General features: G+C 42.4%; 17 protein-coding genes. 4 read left to right on the top strand and 13 right to left on the bottom strand.

Annotated elements, in window-relative coordinates:
- Positions 1-6: 6 nt before the first annotated feature.
- From trkA to recQ, 5 genes are all read right to left on the bottom strand, one after another.
- Positions 7-1,350: a Trk system potassium transporter TrkA gene (trkA, locus tag C900_RS11590; protein ID WP_009580056.1), complete on the bottom strand. Its 1,344-nt coding sequence runs from the start codon at positions 1,348-1,350 to the stop codon at positions 7-9.
- A gap of 15 nt (positions 1,351-1,365) precedes the next feature.
- Complete coding sequence (locus C900_RS11585; RefSeq protein WP_009580055.1) at positions 1,366-1,860, bottom strand: gliding motility lipoprotein GldH; 495 nt, start codon at positions 1,858-1,860, stop codon at positions 1,366-1,368.
- Positions 1,857-3,002 (bottom strand): PSP1 domain-containing protein, encoded by a 1,146-nt coding sequence (locus C900_RS11580; RefSeq protein ID WP_009580054.1) that lies wholly within the window; start codon positions 3,000-3,002, stop codon positions 1,857-1,859. The genes C900_RS11585 and C900_RS11580 overlap by 4 nt, the downstream gene beginning before the upstream one ends.
- 179 nt (positions 3,003-3,181) lie before the next feature.
- The gene (purD, locus tag C900_RS11575) at positions 3,182-4,471 is read right to left on the bottom strand and encodes a phosphoribosylamine--glycine ligase (protein WP_009580053.1); all 1,290 of its coding nucleotides are present in this window, start codon (positions 4,469-4,471) and stop codon (positions 3,182-3,184) included.
- 72 nt (positions 4,472-4,543) lie between these two features.
- Positions 4,544-6,730, bottom strand: coding sequence for a DNA helicase RecQ (recQ, locus tag C900_RS11570; RefSeq protein ID WP_009580052.1), 2,187 nt, complete (start codon positions 6,728-6,730; stop codon positions 4,544-4,546).
- Positions 6,731-6,887: 157 nt separating this feature from the next.
- Between recQ and C900_RS11565 the strand changes: the two genes are divergently transcribed.
- Together C900_RS11565 and C900_RS11560 are read left to right on the top strand one after the other, a co-directional pair.
- Positions 6,888-7,859 carry a KpsF/GutQ family sugar-phosphate isomerase gene (locus tag C900_RS11565; protein ID WP_009580051.1) on the top strand — a complete coding sequence of 324 codons (972 nt, stop codon included), beginning with the start codon at positions 6,888-6,890 and terminating at the stop codon, positions 7,857-7,859.
- Between the two features lie 176 nt (positions 7,860-8,035).
- The gene (locus C900_RS11560) at positions 8,036-9,106 is read left to right on the top strand and encodes a mannose-1-phosphate guanylyltransferase (RefSeq protein ID WP_009580050.1); all 1,071 of its coding nucleotides are present in this window, start codon (positions 8,036-8,038) and stop codon (positions 9,104-9,106) included.
- 630 nt (positions 9,107-9,736) lie between these two features.
- Here the strand turns inward: C900_RS11560 and C900_RS11555 are convergent.
- The 3 genes from C900_RS11555 to rbfA form a co-directional block, all read right to left on the bottom strand.
- Complete coding sequence (locus C900_RS11555) at positions 9,737-12,664, bottom strand: DEAD/DEAH box helicase (protein WP_009580049.1); 2,928 nt, start codon at positions 12,662-12,664, stop codon at positions 9,737-9,739.
- Positions 12,665-12,855: 191 nt separating this feature from the next.
- The gene (locus tag C900_RS11550; protein ID WP_040496596.1) at positions 12,856-14,079 is read right to left on the bottom strand and encodes an FtsX-like permease family protein; all 1,224 of its coding nucleotides are present in this window, start codon (positions 14,077-14,079) and stop codon (positions 12,856-12,858) included.
- A gap of 4 nt (positions 14,080-14,083) precedes the next feature.
- The gene (rbfA, locus tag C900_RS11545) at positions 14,084-14,464 is read right to left on the bottom strand and encodes a 30S ribosome-binding factor RbfA (protein WP_009580046.1); all 381 of its coding nucleotides are present in this window, start codon (positions 14,462-14,464) and stop codon (positions 14,084-14,086) included.
- Positions 14,465-14,878: 414 nt separating this feature from the next.
- Here rbfA and C900_RS11540 point away from each other — a divergent pair, with 414 nt between their 5' ends.
- A complete protein-coding gene (locus C900_RS11540; RefSeq protein ID WP_040496595.1) occupies positions 14,879-16,279 on the top strand; it encodes a hypothetical protein in 1,401 nt (466 codons plus the stop codon).
- A 19-nt stretch (positions 16,280-16,298) separates the two neighbouring features.
- Here C900_RS11540 and rpiB read toward each other — a convergent pair whose 3' ends face one another.
- The 3 genes from rpiB to C900_RS11525 are packed head-to-tail and all read right to left on the bottom strand — an operon-like array spanning position 16,299 to position 18,852.
- Positions 16,299-16,730 (bottom strand): ribose 5-phosphate isomerase B, encoded by a 432-nt coding sequence (rpiB, locus tag C900_RS11535; protein ID WP_009580044.1) that lies wholly within the window; start codon positions 16,728-16,730, stop codon positions 16,299-16,301.
- Positions 16,727-17,542 (bottom strand): twin-arginine translocase subunit TatC, encoded by an 816-nt coding sequence (tatC, locus tag C900_RS11530; RefSeq protein ID WP_040496607.1) that lies wholly within the window; start codon positions 17,540-17,542, stop codon positions 16,727-16,729. The genes rpiB and tatC overlap by 4 nt, the downstream gene beginning before the upstream one ends.
- A 38-nt stretch (positions 17,543-17,580) precedes the next feature.
- Entirely contained in the window at positions 17,581-18,852 is a 1,272-nt protein-coding gene (locus C900_RS11525) for a serine hydroxymethyltransferase (RefSeq protein WP_040496594.1), read from the bottom strand.
- A gap of 128 nt (positions 18,853-18,980) precedes the next feature.
- Here C900_RS11525 and C900_RS11520 point away from each other — a divergent pair, with 128 nt between their 5' ends.
- A complete protein-coding gene (locus tag C900_RS11520) occupies positions 18,981-19,721 on the top strand; it encodes a head GIN domain-containing protein (protein ID WP_009580040.1) in 741 nt (246 codons plus the stop codon).
- A gap of 31 nt (positions 19,722-19,752) precedes the next feature.
- Here C900_RS11520 and C900_RS11515 read toward each other — a convergent pair whose 3' ends face one another.
- Together C900_RS11515 and C900_RS11510 are read right to left on the bottom strand one after the other, a co-directional pair.
- Entirely contained in the window at positions 19,753-20,661 is a 909-nt protein-coding gene (locus C900_RS11515; RefSeq protein WP_009580039.1) for a TPM domain-containing protein, read from the bottom strand.
- Complete coding sequence (locus tag C900_RS11510) at positions 20,658-21,311, bottom strand: TPM domain-containing protein (protein WP_009580038.1); 654 nt, start codon at positions 21,309-21,311, stop codon at positions 20,658-20,660. Before C900_RS11510 ends, C900_RS11515 begins: the two co-directional genes overlap by 4 nt.
- Positions 21,312-21,870 lie beyond the last annotated feature (559 nt).

Here is a 21,870-nt window from a genome sequence, read left to right as displayed (position 1 = left end):
ATATTGTTATTTGAAGAATCTTTCAACAGCCCGGATACACTCAGGCCGGCAAAGTACCACTGCCCTGTCTTTCGGTCTGAATTGAAAATCACCCATGGTAGTATAGCCAACACCATTGCGCACTACACCGCCTATAATGGCCCCCCTCGGGAAATCCAGCTCCCTGATCTCTCTTTCAGTGATCTTGGATCCTGCTTTTACAATAAATTCCAGGATCTCTGCATCTACACCATGGATACTGGTTAGGGATATTACTTCCCCTTTCCTTATATATCTGAAAATAAAATTAGCGGCAATGAGCTTTTTATTGATCATGGTATCAACACCTATATTTTGCGACAGGTGGATGTAATCAATATTTTCTACCAGGGAAATGGTCTTCTTAACGTTGTGATTTTTAGCCACAAGGCATGAAATGATATTGGTCTCCGAGTTGCCGGTAACAGCAATAAAAGCATCCATTTCATCAATGCCCTCCTCTTCCAGCAGTTCAATATCGCGCCCGTCCCCGGAAATGACCATTACATTTCTGAGCTCGTCCGCCAGTTCAAAACACTTGTCTTTATCGCTCTCGATCAGCTTAACATTATACTTTCTGCTGAGGCGTTTTGCAGCATGGAAGCCTACCTTGCTACCACCCAGGATCATAATATTTTTTATCTCCTGCTTTTGCTCCTTACCCGATAGCTCGAGCACGCGGTCTACACCATCTGGTTGAGCTATGAAATAGGCATGATCACCTTCCATAAACCGGTTTTCACCATGAGGAATGATGGTGTTATTCTGCCTGAGGATTGCTACGGTCACAAAATTCTGATGTGGGTTGAGGTGTGCTACCTCTATCATCGATTTGTTACGCAGTTGGCTGTTTTCGTCAATAGTAACGCCAATCAGAGATAGTTTTCCCTGATCAAAATCAAAGGTGTCAGTTACTGCTACCTCTTTTAATAACCTCTTGATCTCTTTAGCTGCCAGCGATTCTGGCGAAATGATCTCATCGATACCCAGATCCTTCAGGTCGAGCTTTTCCTTGTCAAGGAGGTACTCTACGTTCTGTATTCTGGCAATGGTTTTTTTTGCACCCAAATGCTTGCCGATCATAGCCGTGGTCAGGTTGGTCTCCTCTGATGATGTTACGGCAATGAGCAGATCTGCATTTTTAACATCAGCCTCCTCCAGTACCTTGTAGGAAGTGCTGCTTCCTTTAATAGTCCCTACGTCCAAACTACTGCCAGCCTGAGCCAGGGTGTCTGCATCCTTGTCTATGAGAATAATATCCTGCTTTTCATATGCAAGAAGTTTCGCCAGGTGGAAACCTACATCTCCGGCTCCTGCAATGATGATCCTCATATCTGCTTTGTAAAGTTAGTCATCTTTGTTGGTACCTGTATCGGCCTTTTCTACCCTCACACCTACAGCCAGTATTTCAGGGAGAGAATCTCTCCTCATGAATTGTTGTAACCTTAGCCTGTAGGCGCCCGCCTTGTCAAACCGGTAGTTTTGCAGCAGCTCAAATTTGTGATCGAAAATGTCACCCAGGCCACTTCCATAGGGCTTCCCCGTTTTAGGATGAAAAAGGTCTTTGTTGACCAGCATTGAGTCAAGCTGATGGCCCAAAGTATCTTTCAATGTATAAATAACATATATATTTTGAAAAGGATAAGATGCTGAATTGCGAAGGTTATAGTACAGGTTATAAGTTTGTCCGGGATCATCGATCTGAAATTCAAAATTGAGGGTGGTGTCCGATACCCAGGTTTTGTTTTTCATTTCTACATTTTCCTCGTAGATCCTACTATTATCGCAAGCCGAAAGCCCTAGTAAAAGTGACAGGAAAATTATAAACGCTGGCTTTATCATTTATTTTGATTGCTTTTCTTTCTGTTTTTAAACTTCTTTCTCTTCTTTCTCTTATTGCCACCTGATTTGCCCTTATACTTTCGGTCCATTTTTTCCAGGTCACTGTTCAGGGCTACATGTTCATCTTTACCCGGCACATTATCTTCTATCAGCGAGGCCGGTTTTTTGCCTTCACTATTGAGCTTCATGATCTCGGCAACGCGCCTCACATCAATAGCATGCCAGGTATTTTCTTCATCATACCCAAACCACATGATCTTTCTGAAAATATCTGTTTTTTGGAGTTTGGCTACTCCTTTCTCAGTGAGCAAAGGCTTTTCCAATTCGGGAATATCCTTCAAGGCCTCCATATACGTCTCCAGCTCATAGTTGAGGCAGCACTTTAATCGGCCGCACTGTCCTGAAAGCTTGCTGGGGTTCAATGAAAGATTTTGATACCTGGCGGCACTGGTGGAAACACTTTTAAAATCGGAAAGCCAGGTAGAGCAACACAGTTCTCTCCCACAGGACCCTATACCACCGAGACGTCCCGCTTCCTGCCGCAAGCTGATCTGACGCATCTCCACCCTGATCTTAAACTCAGAGGCCAGCAGTTTGATCAGCTCTCTGAAATCTACGCGGTCATCTGCCGAATAATAGAAAGTTGCCTTGCTGTTATCTGCCTGATATTCAACATCTGACAGTTTCATCTCCAGCTTCAGGTCATTGATGATCTGTCGCGTACGATAAAGCGTAGGCATTTCCCTTTTTTGTACTTCATCCAGCTTTTCAAGATCTTTCAGGTGAGCTATTCTGTAGATTTTCCTTACCTCGTCATCATCATTGATTTTCTTCTTTTGCATCTGGAGCCTGACGAGTTCTCCCTGCAAAGACACATGCCCGATGTGATGCCCGTTAGGTACATCTACTACAACGGCATCTCCGGTAGTAAGCGGAAGGTTTTCACTGTTTCTGAAAAACTCCTTACGTCCTCCTTTAAACCTTACCTCTACTACATCAAATTTATCGACAACCGGCAGATCCATATTGGACAACCAGTCAAAAACATTCATTTTATTGCATCCCCCAGTCAGGCATCCCCCGTTATTTTTACATCCCGCTACTTTGCCATCACCAGAGCTGCACGCACTGCATCCCGCCATAAGTTGATTTCATTTCATCTACACTAAAGATATGAAATATCCGACACCCAATTACATCATTTAGAGGCAAATAGTCAAGGATATTTCAAGCGACTCATTAAGCTGACACTTTTGTGGTTCAAATGAATGCTGTTATAACATCATTATTGCACATTATATACAACGAGCCATCTCAGAAATTAATCTATTTGCAGAGCCAAAATATCTTTGCCAATGTCTTTTCTGAAATACATACCCTTCCAGGATATCCTGTTAACGGCATCATAGGCTTTTTCCAAAGCCTCTTCGAGGGTATCTCCCTGCCCTGTTATTGCCAACACCCGGCCGCCATTGGTTAACAACTCATAACCCTCATGTTTTGTTCCGGCATGTACCACTAAAGCCTCAGTAACGTCAGGCAGACCTTTTATAGTATCTCCCTTTTCATAGCTGCCCGGATAGCCTCCCGCAACAAGCACCACGGTAACAGCCGTCAAATCGTCTGTTTCCAGTTGGATTTCACTCAGGCGACCCTGGGCAGCAGCATACAGCAGTTCCACAACATCACTTTGTATTCTGGGGAAAACAGCCTGTGTTTCGGGGTCGCCCATTCGCACATTATATTCTATTACTTTGGGTTCACCAGCTACGTTCATCAGCCCAATGAAGATAAAGCCTTTGTAATCAATCCCTTCCTCTCTCAATCCTTCGATAGTGGGTACTATTATCTTCTCTTTTACCTTATTGATAAACGTGCTGTTGGCGAAACTCACTGGAGACACCGCACCCATGCCACCGGTATTGAGGCCTGTATCACCTTCACCAATGCGCTTGTAGTCTTTGGCTTCAGGCAATAGTACGTAATCCTTCCCGTCTGTTAATACGAATACAGAAAGCTCAATGCCATCCATAAACTCTTCGATCAGCACCTTCTCACTGGCCTGTCCGAATTGTTTCTCAAGCAACATGCTTTTTAATGTTTCCTGTGCCTCGGCAATATTTTGAGCTATGATAACCCCTTTGCCTGCCGCCAGACCGTCTGCTTTGAGTACGATGGGCATGGCACATGTTTCGAGGTAGATAAGCCCTTCATCGATGGTGGCCGCGGTGAAAGTTTTGGATTTTGCCGTGGGTATGCCATACTTTTCCATAAAGGCTTTCGAGAAGTCTTTACTCCCCTCAAGCCTCGCTCCGGCTTTTCCGGGACCTATCAGTGCTATTTTTCTAAGCGCTGAATCGGTATGAAAGTAGTCCCTGATCCCTTTTACCAAAGGATCTTCAGGGCCTACTACAACAAGTCCTATATTATTTTCTATAACGAAGTTTCCGATAGCAGGGAAATCATCTACCTTGAGAGGCACATTTTCAGCAACCTGATCAGTGCCTGCATTGCCGGGTGCGACAAAGAGGCGGCTGCATTTCTCGCTTTCCGCTATTTTCATAGCCAGCATATGCTCCCTTCCCCCGCTTCCCAGTATTAGTATATTCATAGTCTGAATAGGTTATGATGGTTGGGAGCAAAGTTATAACATTCAGGAGAATACGTGACCATGCTGACAGGTCTAATTCGCATACTCCGATAAAAACTTGATCCTCATCAACCTCAATTCTTCTTCAGAATAATCTTCATTATACTCATCCTCAAGGGCCACCCGGATATCGTCAGTATCAGCATTCAGGAAGTATTCATAGATATCATCCTGCTTGTCTTCATCCAGTACCTCGTCAATATAGTAGTCGAGATTTAACTTGGTGCCCGAATAGCAGATGTTTTCAATTTCAGTCAGTAATTCATCAAAGGAAATGCCTTTTGATTCGGCGATCTCATCAAGGTCTATTTTTCTATCGATCTGCTGAATGATGAATATCTTCATTTTCGATTTGTTGACTGACGACTTCACCACAACCTCTGAGGCCGTTACAATGTCATGTTCATCTACATACTCGCTGATCAGATCAAGAAACTCCTGGCCAAATTTTTTCACTTTGCCCATACCCACCCCGTTGATCTGGGCCATTTCTTCCTCAGTGGTCGGGTAGGTAGTGGCCATTTCTTCCAGTGATGGGTCCTGGAATATAACATAGGGAGGTAACTCTTTTTGATGAGCAATTTTTTTACGAAGGCTTTTCAGCATGTTAAAAAGCGCTTCGTCATATGCTTTGGTAGAAACGGGTGTTCTCTCGCTGCTCTCCTCTTCATCACCTGTATCAGTATATTCATGATCCTTAGCAAACGAGATAGAGTAAGGGTTGTTCAGAAATTCGCGTCCCTTGGCACTCACCTTTAGTACTCCTATATTATCGATATCCTTTTCCAGTAGTTCGTAAATCAATGACTGTCTCACTACAGATTTCCAAAAGTCTCCCGACTCCTCGTTACCATTGCCATAAATATCGAGGATATGATGATCATAGGATTTCACATACTGGTTTTCCACGCCACGTATTACATCTACCAGATGGTTGAGCCCAAATCGCTCTCCCGTTTTTAAGGCAGCTTCTACAGCCAGTTTCGCATATTCTTTAGCCTCATATTTATCTTTAGGAACCACGCAATTGTCGCACATTTCGCAGTTATCAAAGGTGAATTCTTCACCGAAATAGTGGAGGAGTTGCTTTCTGCGACATACAGGTGATTCTGCATAGAAAGACATCTCCTGTAGCAGTACGCGAGCATTTTCCCTTTCCTGAACGGGCTTGTCCTTATTGAATTTCTCCAGCTTGTTAATATCATTGTGGCTGTAGAACATCAGGCACTTTCCTTCCAGTCCGTCTCTACCTGATCTGCCGGTTTCCTGATAGTACCCTTCCAAAGACTTAGGAACGTCATAATGTACAACAAATCTTACATCAGGCTTATCGATGCCCATTCCGAAGGCAATTGTGGCCACAACAATATCAACATCCTCATTCAAAAAGTCGTCCTGGTTCTTTTCGCGCACAGCAGGTTCCAGGCCTGCATGATACGGAGCGGCTTTAAAGCCATTTACGTTAAGAAGTTCGGCTATCTCTACTACCTTTTTCCTGCTAAGGCAATATACAATGCCACTTTTTCCTTTATGGTCTCTGAGGAACTGTATCAACTGCTTTTTGGCGTGCTTTTTTTGCCTTACTTCATAGAAAAGGTTCGTTCTGTTAAAAGAAGACTTAAAAACGTCAGCCCCTTCCATGTGCAGATTTTTCTGGATGTCCAACTGCACCTTTGGGGTTGCCGTAGCAGTAAGGGCAATAATGGGCAGGTTGCCAAGCAGTCCTATGATTTCTTTTATTCTACGATATTCTGGCCTGAAGTCATGGCCCCATTCCGATATACAATGCGCTTCATCAACGGCTACAAATGAAACATTTGCCTTCTTCAGGAAGTCGATATTCTCTTCTTTGGTCAGTGACTCCGGGGCCACATAGAGCAGTTTTATAGAACCGTCAAGGGTTTCCTTTTTCACACGGTTCATTTCTGCTTTTGTAAGTGTAGAATTCAAAAATTGAGCATTAACGCCAAAAGCATTTAGCTGGTCCACCTGGTTTTTCATTAATGCAATAAGTGGAGAGATCACAATGGCCAATCCGTCTGTTACCAATGCCGGTAATTGGTAACATAAAGACTTTCCCGCACCAGTGGGCATGATAACAAAAGTATTCCTTCCGTTCAGGATGTTGTTGATGATTGCTTCCTGATTGCCTCTAAACTGATTGTACCCAAAAACTTCTTTAAGTTTACTCTTCAAAAGATCCTTCTCTTCTATCACCATTTCTGTCGTTGATAAAGTTTACAAGTTACCATAAAATATATTTTAGTTATTTTACCTGATGATGCCCATTAATTCCAGGTGGAGTGGTTGCTCATGGGCATTTCACCATGATTTGATTATCTTTGTGGCGTTTATATACCACAAATGCAAAAGGACATTGAAGATAGCAAAAAATATTCAAAAAATCGCTAAAAAGGTACTTCAAAATGAAGCCGATTCAGTAAAAAAATTAATAGATTATATCGATGAAGATTTTGAAAACTGCGTAAGGGAAATTTTTGTTTCAAAAGGACGTGTTGTGATCACCGGTATTGGAAAAAGTGCGATCATAGCGAATAAAATTGTTGCTACTTTAAACTCCACCGGTACTCCCGCTCTTTTTATGCATGCTGCAGATGCTATCCATGGCGATCTGGGCATGATCCAGAAAGATGATATCGTAATATGCATTTCTAAAAGTGGTAACACCCCTGAGATAAAAGTGCTGGTACCTTTGCTGAAGAGGACAGGCTCCAGACTGGTGGCGCTGGTCAGTAATATGGACTCTTATCTTGCTCAGCAAGCGGACTTTGTACTTAATGCTACCATAGGGGAAGAGGCCTGTCCTAACAACCTTGCTCCCACTACAAGCACAACAGCACACCTGGCTATTGGCGATGCTTTGGCAGTTTGCCTTCTCGAGCTGCGAGACTTTTCCAGCGATGATTTTGCGAAATTCCACCCGGGCGGGTCTTTAGGCAAACAGCTCTATCTGAAAGTAGATGATATCTTCAAACACAATGAAGTGCCAATAGTTCATGAAAATACTTCTTTAAAGGAAGTAATTATTGTAATTTCATCCAAACGTTTAGGCTCTGCTGCTGTAGTAGACGATCAGCATCACTTGCTGGGGATTATTACCGATGGGGATCTAAGACGAGCAATGGAAAAAGATGCTGATTTTAAAGCTTTATCAGCTCGTGCTATCATGTCTACAGGACCTAAAACTGTTAATAAGGGAGATTTTGCCGTAAAAGCATTAAACATTATGCAACAAAATAGTATTAGTCAGGTAGTTGTACTTGATGATCAAAACAAAGTGGCAGGGTTTGTACACCTTCATGACCTTCTTAGGGAAGGCATTATATAGATAATTAGTGGCTTTAAGAAACGTCAATGTCTGCGTTAAGCTTGTCCCAAAAATACGCATCCCGACAACTGTACGGGACTCCGCTTTTTGGGACTTCGCAGGCCTTGACCTTAACGCGTTTTCTTAAAGCCACTTAGAGTTATTCTTACAAACACTAATTAAACTTATACTAATAGATGAAAAATCATTATGTGGTGATCATGGCTGGGGGCATAGGCAGCAGGTTTTGGCCCTACAGTAGAAATGGTCAGCCAAAACAATTTCTGGATATTCTGGGCACCGGGCGATCTCTACTGCAAATGACCTATGAAAGATTTCTGCCCATAACTGACAAAGCGAATATTTTTGTAGTAACCAACGAGGACTACGCGGGACTGGTACGGGAACAATTGCCCGAACTTTCGGATAATCAGATACTGGAAGAGCCTTTGCGGAGAAATACGGCTCCATGTATAGCGTATGCCTCTTATAAAATTGCAAAAAAAGATCCGGAAGCGGTGATTACCGTGGCGCCCTCTGATCACGTGATCTTTAACGAGGATAAATTCAGAAAGGTGCTGGAAACAGCGATTGCCGCTGCCGGGGGGCAGGACAAACTCATTACCATTGGTTTGAAGCCAAACAGGCCGGAAACAGGATATGGATACATCCAGTACCACGAATCTGACGACTTGGTAAAGCGGGTGAAGACCTTTACTGAAAAGCCCGAACGAGAACTGGCTAAAAAGTTTTTGGAAAGTGGCGACTTTGTATGGAATTCAGGCATTTTTGTTTGGGGGGTGAAGGCCATCATTAAAGGCTTTGAGGAGTGCCTGCCAGAAGTAGCAGAGACATTTTCCGATATTGAAAAGGCATTGTATACTGACAAGGAACAGCGTGCTGTAAACGATGCTTACTCTCAGTGCGGCAACATTTCCATCGACTATGGTGTGATGGAAAAAGCCAACAATGTGTATGTAGTGCTAGGTGATTTTGGATGGAGTGACCTTGGCTCGTGGAATTCTCTTCATGAGCTTTCAGAAAAGAATGTAGATAATAATGTGATACAAGGCAATGCTATTGTATATGAAACTACCAATACATTAATAAAAGGCCCGAAGGACAAGCTAATAGTTGTGCAAGGGCTTGACGGATACCTGGTGACAGAGTGCGGAAATGTGACCCTTATTTGTAAAAAAGATGAGGAGGCGAAATTCCGGCATTATGTGGCTGATGTGAAGGACCAGAAAGGCAAGGAATACCTGTAGTAATGCGCTGAGCGCAGAGAGCAAAGTACTTTGCGCTCGCTAATGGCAATCCTCAGTTTATGCCTTCCTTGATATTGTTTTTGGTCTGTAAACTGATTGTTGTATGCTACAACCGTGGATTTGGCTACTGGTTTGGTTTCTGCAACCTCAAAAGTCACCCTTTTAGCCACTTTTTGAGGTTTCAACGCTGGTTTTCATCCCGATGTTCCAATCGAGACGAAACAACCCCGAAGGGATCCCTTTGGGAAAGAAAAAGGTGCCACAGGCAAGGTACTGACAGAATCGTCTGGGCAAAGCCCGTTTTCCCCACTAAACGCTATTTCCAACGCTTAAAGCCGCTTCCGCACGTGTCTCAAACGGGCCACGCTGCCCGTGGACATCCACCCTCCTGTCTCTAAATCAATTTTCAAGGGAGCCCTGGTTTAAGATAGCAGAGATTCTATTTAAAAACGCAGTCATCCTATCCCGAAAGCTTTCGGGAGAAGGATCGTCCTAAGGTTTTAATTGTACCCTTGAACTTAGTAAGACTCTTCATTCTTTCCCGATAGCGCCCGGGACAGGCAGAACGACCTAGATAGCGGGTTTTTGCTCAGTTTTCCTGATATGCATTTGCTACTCACGTTATTAAGATTAAGATAACAGTGATTCGATATCCTCTTTGGACAGACTCTTCACGAAGCTTTCCTCTGTGGTGATCAGGTCGCTGGCAAGTTTTCTTTTATGCTTCTGCAGTGCCAGTATCTTCTCCTCAACAGTATTTTTAGAGATAAACTTATAGGTGAAAACCTTATTCTCCTGGCCGATCCTGTGTGCCCGGTCTACTGCCTGTGCTTCGATGGCAGGGTTCCACCAGGGGTCAAGAATGAATACATAATCGGCTTTGGTGAGGTTAAGGCCAAGGCCTCCCGCTTTTAAAGATATTAAAAATACTTTCAGCTCAGGGGTATTTTGAAAACGCTCTACCTGCCCCTGACGGTCTTTTGTGGAGCCATCGAGGTATGCAAAGTCAATATGCTTTTCCTTCAGGTGATCGGCAAGGATTGACAGATGTTTTACAAACTGGCTGAAGATCAATATCTTATGATCATCCCTGATCGCATTGTCTAACTTGAGGATCACATCTTCCATTTTGCCTGAGTTGCCTTCATATTCATGATCCACCATTTTTGGGTGGTTAGCAATTTGCCTTAGTTTGGTGAGTCCCTGAAGCAGGAGCAATTGTGATTTATTCAGCCCTTGCGACTCAATATTTTCAAGTATTTTATTTCTGTAATATGACTTGACCTTTTCATACTCTTGTTCCTGCGAAGGCGTCAGGTCACTATACTGAACGTTTTCAACCTTCTCAGGCAGCTCGGTAGCTACCTGTGACTTGTGGCGCCTGAGTATAAATGGCTTGATAATAGCATTTAGCTTACGCGTTTTCTCCTCATCGTTTTTCTTCTCAATAGGATTCAGGAATTCATTTTTGAAGAATGACTGACTGCCCAAAAGTCCCGGGTTGATGAAGTGCATCTGCGACCATAGGTCCATAGTGCTATTCTCCAGGGGTGTACCTGTAAGAATAAGTCTGCTTCGGGAGGTTAGTTTTCTTACGGCTTTGGCAATGTTGGAAGCTGGATTTTTTATCGCTTGCGACTCATCCAGGATGACGTAGTTAAAGTAATAATTCACCAATAAGTCAATATCTAATCTCACAATGCCATAGGAGGTAATGATCACGTCATACTTGGCAAACTTGGAAATATCCTTGTCGCGATTAGTACCGGTATAGGTAAATACTTTTAGTTTGGGGGTAAACTTCTTGGCCTCTGTTTCCCAGTTGTATACCAGCGATGTGGGCATGATCAATAGGGAGGCTCCTTCCACTCCATTTTCCTTTTGAGCCTGAAGCATGGTAAGGGTCTGAACCGTTTTTCCCAGACCCATGTCATCCGCCAGACAGCCCCCAAATTTGTATTGGTTAAGGAAATGCAGCCAGTTGTATCCCGCTTTTTGGTACGGCCGCAACTCTCCTTTGAAATGTTTCGGAAGTTCGGCCTCTCCAATTTCGTCAAAGCCCTTCAGCGACTGAAGTTTGCGGCTCATGGTCACCTTTGCCAGGTTGCCCGATTCAAGGTCCTGAACCAGGGCCAGGTGGTGTTTCTTTAATTTGGGCTCGCCATTTTCGTCTTCTTCAGAAAAAGCAAAAAGCTCCGAATATTCTATCAACCATGACTCTGGGATAACGGCAATCTCGCCATTAGGAAGCTCTACCTCAAGTTTTTTCTTACTGATCAGCTTCCTCAGCTCTTTAAATGAAATTTCGTAGTCACCGAATTTGATAATTGCATGGATATCAAACCAGTCTATATTTTCTTTTACTTCAATGCTGATCTTATACTCACCAATAAAATATTTTTTTGAAGAACGATCTTTTTGATCTATGATAAACTGTCGCGTCTCCAGCTCCTGCCGGTTTTCATCCAACCATGCGAAGGCGGTTGTTTTTGGTATAGCCGCCTTTGAATTCCTTATTGGAAGACCGGAGTTAACCATGTACTGGATGATCTCCTTTTCATCATCGAGCTTTCTGCTCACCCGGTGGAATGTGTAGCTATCCCCTTGTTTTTCAACGGACACACTTACCGGGCCAATATTATTAGCCTTGAACTTGAAAGGGCCATATTGGAAAGACAACTCGAATAGTATCTTTTCACTATCCTCTACAGCATCTTTGCCATTGTCGTTGAATAGCGACATACTTGAGCTGTTCCCAACTAATTCGGATAGGGTAAGTATCGGTGTTGGGTTATATTTCTCCGTATTAATGTCGAAGCCTTTTGCGTATACATCAAATGATGCAATCAGCGGAGCTACAAATTTATTGTAATAAGTTTCTTCAACATTTTTCGGTATTACTATAAATTTCTTGTTCAGGAAGGGAGCCAGCTTTTTGCCATCCACATCTTTTTCGAAAGAGTAAAGCTTTCCTTCCAATACCATCCAGGCAGGGTTTTTACAGATGATATAGGCATCCTTATACTGAAAATCTATTTTTTCCCCATTGTACTTGATAGTGGGGAAGTAATGGGTGTTGTCCTCATTTCTTCTAAAGTGGAAGAGTACGGTAGCTTTCTTATCGAGTACCTCTATTTTCTTCCACGCAGGTTCGCCATCATTTCCCATCTCATACACCCACTTACCCTGGATGTTCTCAAGAATTTTTGACCTCCTTCTCTCCAGATAGCTGTCAATTTCTGTTTGTAAGGCCTCGTTTCCCTTGCTGGCATCATAGACTTTCAGGAAAAACTCCTCCGGCTTTACATTTTTTTTGTTAAAGTGCTTGATAACAGCATCCTGCTGCATGGAATCCATCAACTCAATCAACTGATAGTCGGTATCATCGAGGCGAGATGAGAATTCCTTGGCATTTTTTGAGGATATGTTCTGATGCTGGAGCGTTAGCTTGCCTTTGTCGTCCAGGTGCACAACAAATGATTCGAACAAATACCCCAGGTATTCATGTTCGTATAAAGAGTAAATGATCTGGAATGGTTGTGCTGCTGATACTTTCATAATTTAACAAGCAAACAGAACCCGCAAATTAGCAAAAAAACTGCATTTAACAGCGGTTTTTTTCCACGAAATCGTTTAATATCTGACATGGTCGGCAAATCTGTGTTTTTAAAGGATTAAACGCCAGTATGTAAACGTTAGGATTTAAAATGTGTTTTATCTAAGGGCTAAATATTTTTAAATTCTGTAGCCTAAAGATGCTCTATGGAATTGTATCGGGTAGCAATAACTGCAGGCCTGTAGGAGATGATCAATGTAATGAAAATCACACTTAATGAGGTGTAGATAAAATCAGTAAGGTGCATTCTGACAGGGTAATTTTCAAGAACTGAAGTTTCCATGCCCATGGAAATTAACCCGAAATTTTGTTGTAGCCAACAAATAACTCCTCCTAAAACCAAACCTATTATTGTACCTCCGAATGATATAATCGCCCCCTCTGATATAAAAATGCGCTTAATCAGGCCATTTCCGGCTCCCATGGCGTACAGCATGGATATATCTTTCTTCTTGTCTATGGCAAGCATGGTGAGCGCGAAGAAAATATTGATAGAACCGACCGCCAATATAAACGAGAATGCAATGAACACAAAAAGCTTTTCGAGGTTTAGAAGTTTGTAGAGATCAGCATGTTGTTCTTCATTGTTTTTAACGGCAAAATTGTTTCCGAGTACCTCCCGTAGTTGCTCCTTCACCCGGTTGATGGAATGGCCGGACAGTACCTTAATTTCCAAAGAGGTGCGCTTGTTTCCGTAATCGAGCAGGTCACGGGCGAATTCCAGGGGCACGAAGATGTAATTCTCATCGTAATTTTTCTCTATGGCAAATACACTTCCTGGTAGAATATTTTTACGACTGTACAATTTACTTACATCGATGCTTCCTGTCTTTACATCTTTTATATAGTGAATTTGCAATGGGTACACTTCATTTCCAGGCATAACAGAGAGTGCATATTGAACACCCCGGCCGATGATGGCATAATTAATATCATTTTCCCGCAGTTTTAACTCCCCACTGACTATGGCAGTATCTATCCGGTTCTGATCGAGAAAATTTTCACTTACACCCTTTATGGTCACCACCATCTCTGAATCCCGATATTTAACGTAGGCGTAATCTTCAATCACCTCGGTAACGATATCCACGCCCTCTGTATTTTGTACTTTTTGTATCAGGCTATCAGTAAGTACAAAAGATTTCCCTACCGCAAGTTCCACTTTTATTTGCGGATCGAAAGCACTGTACAAAGACCTGAGCAGGTTCTCCAATCCGTTGAAAACCGATAAAACAATAATAAGGGCTGCTGTGCAAATAGCCACAATGATCATTGAAATGATCGAGATGACATTAATGAAGTTTCTCTTCCGGGTAGAGAAAAAATATTTCCGCGCTATGAAAAAGGATAGGTTCAACAGGCTATTGTTTTTCGTCTTCGCTGTCGGCAGGTGGAATATTTAGATTATCTATCAGTTGATCAATTCGTGAGGCTTTTTCTTCTACTTCATCTATAATAAAGATTAACTCCGGGACCTTGCGCACCTGTTTTCCTATTTTATTTCCCAGGTCTCTTCTGATTTCTTTTTTATGACGATCTATTTTCTCCAGCATCTCATTTTTATCTTTTACCATCAGCATGGAAAGATATACCTTAGCCACACTTAGGTCGGGAGTGATCTTGACATCGGCCACCGTTACAAAGGTATTGGTAAAAATGCCTGGTTTATCCTTTTGAAAGATATCGCTCAGATCACGCTGGATCAGTTTAGAAAATTTTTGCTGTCTTTTACTTTCGTTCATAGTTGCAAATATCAGATTTAATTTACTTTTTTCTGTCTTTATGGTTTTATTATAGTGAACGGGCAGTGTTTATAACAAACACTTAATGTATATAAGAAAATTCTTGTCGTCATCGCGCCCGTCCCGGTCTCACCACTGGGAGGAATCGAAGCGGTCCCCTCTTAATGTACGCCAAGGAAGTGGGGATTTCCGAACTTCGTTCGCAATGACGATAAGTTGTGAGTTTTCTTACAAGCCCTAATTAGTGATTGTAAGAAAACTCTAAGTGGCTTTAAGAAGATCTTAGAGACACTGATTAAAACACAATTTTTGAATTTAAAAAGTTTGTTGTCGGACCCAAATTTTGAGATGCATAGATAGAGCCTTTTTGTAGTTTGGCTTAACTTCGTGCATCTCATATAAAAGCAGATATTCTTGTTAAACTATTTTCGAATAAACGATCCATATCGTCTGGTCATCATTTTCGTATTGTTGCTGGCCATCCGCCTGCCAATTATGCTGAGCGATGATGCACTAACGATGCCCGAGCTCAATTACATGCTGGTAGGTGAGCGCCTTGATGCCGGCTCCAGTCTTTATGATGGGGTATGGGATAATATCGCTCCGCTATCAGCTTTTGTATATATGGCCGTGGATTTTTTCTTTGGCCGTTCGCAGTTGGCTTACCAGATCATAGCACTGTTACTTGTGGCCTTTCAATGCCTGATATTTAACCGGCTGCTGCTGCTCAATAAAGCCTATAATGAAAACACCTATGTGCCGGGCCTTATATACGGTCTGTTAATGTCTTTTTCCTTTGATTTTTTGACATTGACACCCGTTTTGATGGGCACAACCTTTCTTCTACTAGCCCTTAATAATATTTTCAGTCACATTGAGTTCCGTGCCAAACAGGATGAGATGATCCTTAACATCGGGCTCTTTATAGGTATAGCCTATCTTTTTTACTTACCCAATATTACCTTTGGAATTGCAGCATTATTGATATTCACTTTTTTCACCGGTACCGTTGCCAGAAGGTACTTGCTCATGCTATATGGCTTCATGCTTCCCATGCTGCTCGCAGCTTCATATTTTTTGATGGGAGGCAGGTTGAAGGCCTTTGTTTATAACTTTTTAAATCCGTTGCTTGATTATGAGGTGGAGCAATACATGTCAATAACAGGAGTTTTTGTATTATTTAGCATACCATTGGTATTTCTCGTGTTAGCTTTTGTAAGAATGGGGCAGCGTGCGAGGTTCACCAATTACCAGGTAAGACTAACACAAGTGATGTTTGTATGGATAGTATTTTCACTGGCATTTATATTTATCAGCGGCACCTTATCTCCTAATATATTTGCCATTTTTGTTCCTCCGGTAGCTTTTTTTCTGAGTCATTACTTTTTGTTGATCAGAAAAAAATGGATGGCTGAGCTGGCCTTTTTCGCCTTTTTTGTTTCAGTTATCCTCTTTAATCTTGGTATCTACTTTGGATTCTTCATTAGTGAGAAATACCTGGGATTTGAAAATTACCTGGTGAAAGGGGATGACCAATGGAGGAATAAGCGTGTACTCGTACTTGATCATAACCTGGAACCCTATTTGAATGCCTATCCTGCTACGCCATTCCTCAATTGGCAATTATCAGAAGAATTGTTTCGCAACCCTGAGTACTACGATAACCTTACCATTCTGCACAAGGGGCTGGTTGATGACCTCCCCGATGTAATTATTGATAGGCATGACGTAATGCCATACGTGCTGGAAAGGCTTCCAAAGGTGCATAGCAGATATGAAACCTCCGGGGATAATATCTACTATCTTAGAAAATAGGTGCTTAAACCTGCATTGGTCAGCAACTGATCTTCTCTACTCTGCGTTCATGTCTTCCACCTTCAAATGACGCGGAGAGAAATGCCTGTGCAGTTTTTTCAGCCAGATCGTATACCATAAATCTTGAAGGCAGACAGAGTACATTGGCATTATTATGTTGTCTTGCCAGCTCAGCTAACTCTTCATTCCAGCAGATAGCGGCTCTTATTCCCTGATGTTTGTTGGCAGCCATGGCTACCCCATTGGCACTGCCACAGATAAGAATGCCCTGATCAAATGCTTTGCTCTCCACTGCTGAGGCTACCGGGTGAGCAAAATCCGGATAGTCTACCGAATCGGCAGAATATGTGCCGAAATCTTTTACCTCATGGCCGTGTGCTTCCAGCCAGCCAATAAGTTTGCTTTTATATTCGTAACCGGCATGGTCACCACCAATTGCTATTTTGCTCATGATTGCTTGTATTTTTGCTGTTCTAATAATTCCTTTTTTCGCTGTTTACGGTAGACCGAACGTGATATTAAGATACTCAATTCATACAGCCCGAACAATGGAAAAGCAATGAGAATTTGACTTAATGGATCCGGGGGCGTTAGCACTGCTCCCAGCATGAGTATCACTACTATGGCATGCTTTCGATAGATTTTCATCAGGTCTGGTGTTACTACACCTATTTTTGACAGGAAATAGACAACAATTGGAAGCTGGAAAAGTATACCACTGCCCAAAACCAGCGTTGAAATAGTACCTACATACGAAGTAATATCAAACTCATTGTAGATCAGCTCACTCACCTGATAGTTAGCCAGAAAATTGACCGATAAGGGAGCCATGATGTAGTATCCGAAAAGGATGCCGAGTGTGAAAAGCAATGTCACGGAAAAAACTGCACCACGACTCACCGCTTTTTCGTTCATATGAAGACCGGGGCTAATAAATCTCCAGAATTCCCAGAATACATACGGAAAAGCCACGATCAGACCAATAACAAATGACGAGGTAATGTGCATGGTAAATTGCCCCGTCATTTGTCGGCTTTGTATCTTAAAGGGTATCTCTTCAATGCATATGGCGGTGGAGTTCATCAACTCTCCCAGCTTGCAAAGCATTCGAAACGTCCAGAACTCCGGTTTGGCAGGGCCTAGAATGACTGTATTAAAAACAAAATCTACTGCCACGAACGCGGCAATAGAAAAAATAAATATGGCAATCACAGCCCTGATCAGGTGCCACCTCAACTCCTCGAGATGATCTATAAAAGACATCTCCCTTTCTTCACCCACTTGATCCAGATGGTTTGTCACTATTTATAAAGAGGAAATTGATTCATCCAATTGTTGATCTCACTCTTAACGTTCTTTATTTCATCCTGGTTGTCATGGTTCATAAGAACCCTGTCAATGAGATTAACTATTTTGACCATATCATCTTCTTTCATGCCTCTTGTGGTTACTGCGGCTGTTCCTATTCGCATTCCTGAAGTTACAAAAGGAGACTGGTTATCAAACGGAACCATGTTTTTATTGATAGTAATATCAGCCTGAATTAATGTGTTTTCAGCCAGCTTACCAGTCATATCTTTAGAACGGAGGTCGATCAGCATCATGTGATTATCAGTGCCTCCTGATATTACTTTGTAACCTTTATCAATAAATGATTTAGCCATTATTTTGGCATTTTTGCTTACCTGCACTACGTAATTCAGGTAGTCTTCACTTAAAGCTTCTTCATAGGCCACCGCTTTTGCAGCAATAACATGTTCCAGCGGGCCACCCTGAGTACCCGGGAATACTCCGGAATCAAGTAGTGATGATATTTTTCTAAGCTCGCCTTTAGGTGTTTTTAGTCCCCAGGGATTATCAAAATTTTCGCCAATCATGATCATTCCCCCTCTTGGGCCCCGTAGCGTTTTATGCGTGGTAGTAGTCACAATATGGCAATGCTCGATAGGGTCATTGAGCAGTCCTCTGGCTATCAGCCCTGATGGATGTGAGATATCAGCCATTAACAGAGCGCCAACATTGTCTGCGGTTTTTCTGAGACTTTCATAGTTCCAGTCGCGGCTATATGCTGAAGCCCCGCAGATGATCATTTTCGGTTTTTCCTTCTTTGCAATTTCATCCACTTTATCCCAATCGATGAGTCCTGACGCTTCGTCTACACCATAAAAAACCGGCTGATATAACTTGCCTGAAAAGTTTACAGGCGACCCGTGAGTAAGGTGCCCGCCATGTGATAGATCAAAACCTAAAATTTTGTCGCCGGGATTTAAAGTTGCCAGCATTACGGCAGCGTTAGCCTGTGCTCCTGAATGAGGTTGTACATTGACCCATGAGGCTCCAAACAATTTTTTTGCACGGTCAATAGCCAGTTGCTCTATTTCATCTACTACTTCACATCCACCATAATACCTCTTCCCAGGTAAACCTTCGGCATATTTGTTGGTAAGTACACTCCCCATAGCCTCCATAACCTGAGGTGACGTAAAATTTTCCGAGGCGATCAATTCTATGCCTGATTCCTGCCTGTGTTTTTCTTTGTTGATGAGGTCAAAAATTACTGTATCTCTTTGCATAATTACATGGATGTGAAAATGAAGCCCAAAAATAATGTAAGTACCACAGATAACCAATATTGTTATTGATCATTCCTGATATTGAATTGATTTTTTAAATTTAGCTGTCAATCAAAAAGATAACAACTATGAAACCGACTGCAATAATATTAACCGCACTGATACTATTTACCATGCTTACCGGATGTGATTCATACAAACAGGAGCGGGGAAACGGCAATATCATGGAGCAAGAAAGGGCCGTTGACAATTTTAGTAAAGTACAAGTTAGTGGCAATTTTGAAGTGTATCTGAAGAAATCGGACTCTCCGGGCCTTATCATTACTACCGATGAAAATTTACATGAGTTCATCGAAGTGAAGCAAAAAGGCGATGTTTTGGAGGTAAAGAGTGACAGAACCCTTAAGAGTAGGGAAGGTGTTAAGCTACTCATAGAGTTCACCGAACTCACAGCGATTTCTTCAAGCGGGGCCTCCGTTATAGAAAGTGAAGATGTAATTACCGGTGATTACCTGAGGCTCGAAATGTCCGGAGCAGGCGCCATAGACCTGAGTGTAGACCTGAAAGCATTAAAGGTTAATGTTTCTGGAGCAGGAGCTGTTGAGTTAAGGGGTAATGTGACTGAGCAAAACATTCAGATGAGCGGAGCAGGCGGACTAGATGCCAAACGACTCGTCAGCAAGAAGTGTAAGATCGAGATCAGCGGAGTTGGCGGGGCCTCGCTGAACGTAAAAGAAGCATTAGATGCTTCAGTAAGTGGTGTAGGAGGCATTACCTACAGGGGAAATCCTGCACAAGTGAAAACAAATATTTCAGGTCTTGGAACCATCACCAGAGAGGAGGATGCTGCTGAAGATGAGGAGGTTTAGAGTTTAACGTGATCAAAAAGTAGCGGATCGATTACCATGATCCGCTTGATCCGCCTCCTCCAAAGCTGCCACCACCGCCCGAAAAGCTGCTGCCACCTGAAGACCATCCGGACCCTGACGACCACCCGGAGCCTCCGGATGACTTTACATGAGATGAAAGGCTGGTAAAAATTCGTGTGCCGGCAGAAGTTTTAAAGTAGAAAAGCTTCATGAACAAGAAACCAAAGAAATAGATAAGAAAAAGCGTAATACCTCCTGTAATGCCGAAAATGATCAACGGAAAAGTAAGATAAAAAGGGATTAAGAATGCAAATAAAAACCAACTGCTGCAGCCCTTAGTAAAGAGAGCAATAAAGGTGAAGCTTCCTACTACTAACAAGAATATCAGCCCCATAAATATTCTTATAAACCAGGGGATTTCACCACTAATATCTGATGATGCAAACTCTGAGGTTGTATTAGCGGCATATTCTCCCGCAATGGCTGCTAAGATAGCTTCAACCCCTGCTTTTACCCCTTCATCATAATCGTCTCTTCTGAAATTGGGAGCAATTTCATTTCTTATTATGTGGTTTGACAAGGCATCCGTTAAGACCCCCTCCAGCCCGTAGCCGACCTCAATCCTCATCTTACGATCAGTGATGGCAACCAGAAGCAACACTCCATTATCTTTCTCTTTCTGCCCCAGCTTCCAGGTTTCTGCCACTTTGAGGGAGTAATCTTCCAATACTTCATCTTCAAGGGTGGTCACTAGCAGTACGGCCAGTTGATTTGACGTGCTGTCTTCGTGGGCTTTCATTATACCCTCCAGATACACTATGGTTTGTTGGCTAAGCAGCCCCGTTTCATCGACAATCCTTCCTGTGAGATAAGGCACCTCTTTGGCTGACAGCATGGCCGTGCTGATGAGCAGGTATGTAAATAGCAACAGCTTTCTCATGGATCGATTCTTAAGTGATCGGATAATTCATTTTTATCATCAGCCTTTTTCGAAAAGCCTTTTTCCAACAGCAACTGACCACATTGGGTCACTGCTTCTTCAATACCATCTATCAACCGTTCTGCTTTGATATGGTCGATGAGGTTGTTGGTTATGCTGTCCCATTCTTTTTGGTTCACCTTGCTGCTAATGCCACTATCGGCCATTACTATTACTTCATGCTCCAGAAAGGAGACGAAGATCATAATGCCAGTGCGGTGCGCAGTGTTAAATACTTCTTCCTCCAGAAAAACTGTTTCGGCTTTTTGTCTGGCGGCATGTTTTTGTTCAGCCTCAGTGACTAAAAATCTTTTCAAAGAAGGAAACCATAACGGAAGCATAGCGCCCAGGATGCCCGAGCATGATACAATAAGAAAATAATACAAGGGATCATAAACAGCGATTTGAGGGAACCACCTGTCGATGACAACAATGGCTACAAAAGCTACCAAGGCGAGCAAAGAGCCTGATTTCCATTTAACCGCCGGGTAGTGATGGCTTTGCCTGACCAATACCGGCATGATCTCTCCTGAGATCTGGTTCTCCGCGCGTTTTACTGTTTCCCTGATCCTGACCAAATCATTTTCAGAGATACGGCTGAACATAGACATGTCGTAAGTTCCTTTAGTTATAGCTTCTAAATATAGTAATTTAACTTGAGTTCGACATAGTAGAACCGATTATAAGGTGTGCATATCAGAAACCAGTCAAAAAAAGCCTCTTTAAGGTTTTTGAATGAAGAATCTTACTTAGTTCAAGGGTGCTATTCACAACTTAGGAAGATTCTTTCTGCCGGTACCAGTGAGAAGTTTTCATTACATGTTGATAGTCAGATGATAACATCTTATTGCTCAGTTTGTAACTTTTGTGTCTATTTTGACTTTACATAGCATAGGTCTTACTTTTGTGTTCCCCGAAAGCATTAAAGTATTCGGGATAACAAAAAAAGTCAAGGCTGTGAGCAAATGGCTAAATTTCAATGCCTGCGATGACAAATCACAAACTCACCCCGTGAAAAAACGGGGCTCAACAGTGTGATTTACAAAGTGTACGTGTGGCATTGAAATTCTTAACGCCATTTTCTCACAGCCGTTCAGTTAACTTGTCATTATCCACAAAATCAACTTGAAGTTGTTGGATGCTTCAGGGTGACCCTTAAATTTATTCACT

The sequence above is a fragment of the Fulvivirga imtechensis AK7 genome, assembly GCF_000331535.1.
Classification (GTDB): domain Bacteria; phylum Bacteroidota; class Bacteroidia; order Cytophagales; family Cyclobacteriaceae; genus Fulvivirga; species Fulvivirga imtechensis.
The sequence above is the reverse complement of the archived record's forward strand: the minus strand, read 5'-3'. Positions and strand labels throughout refer to the sequence as shown.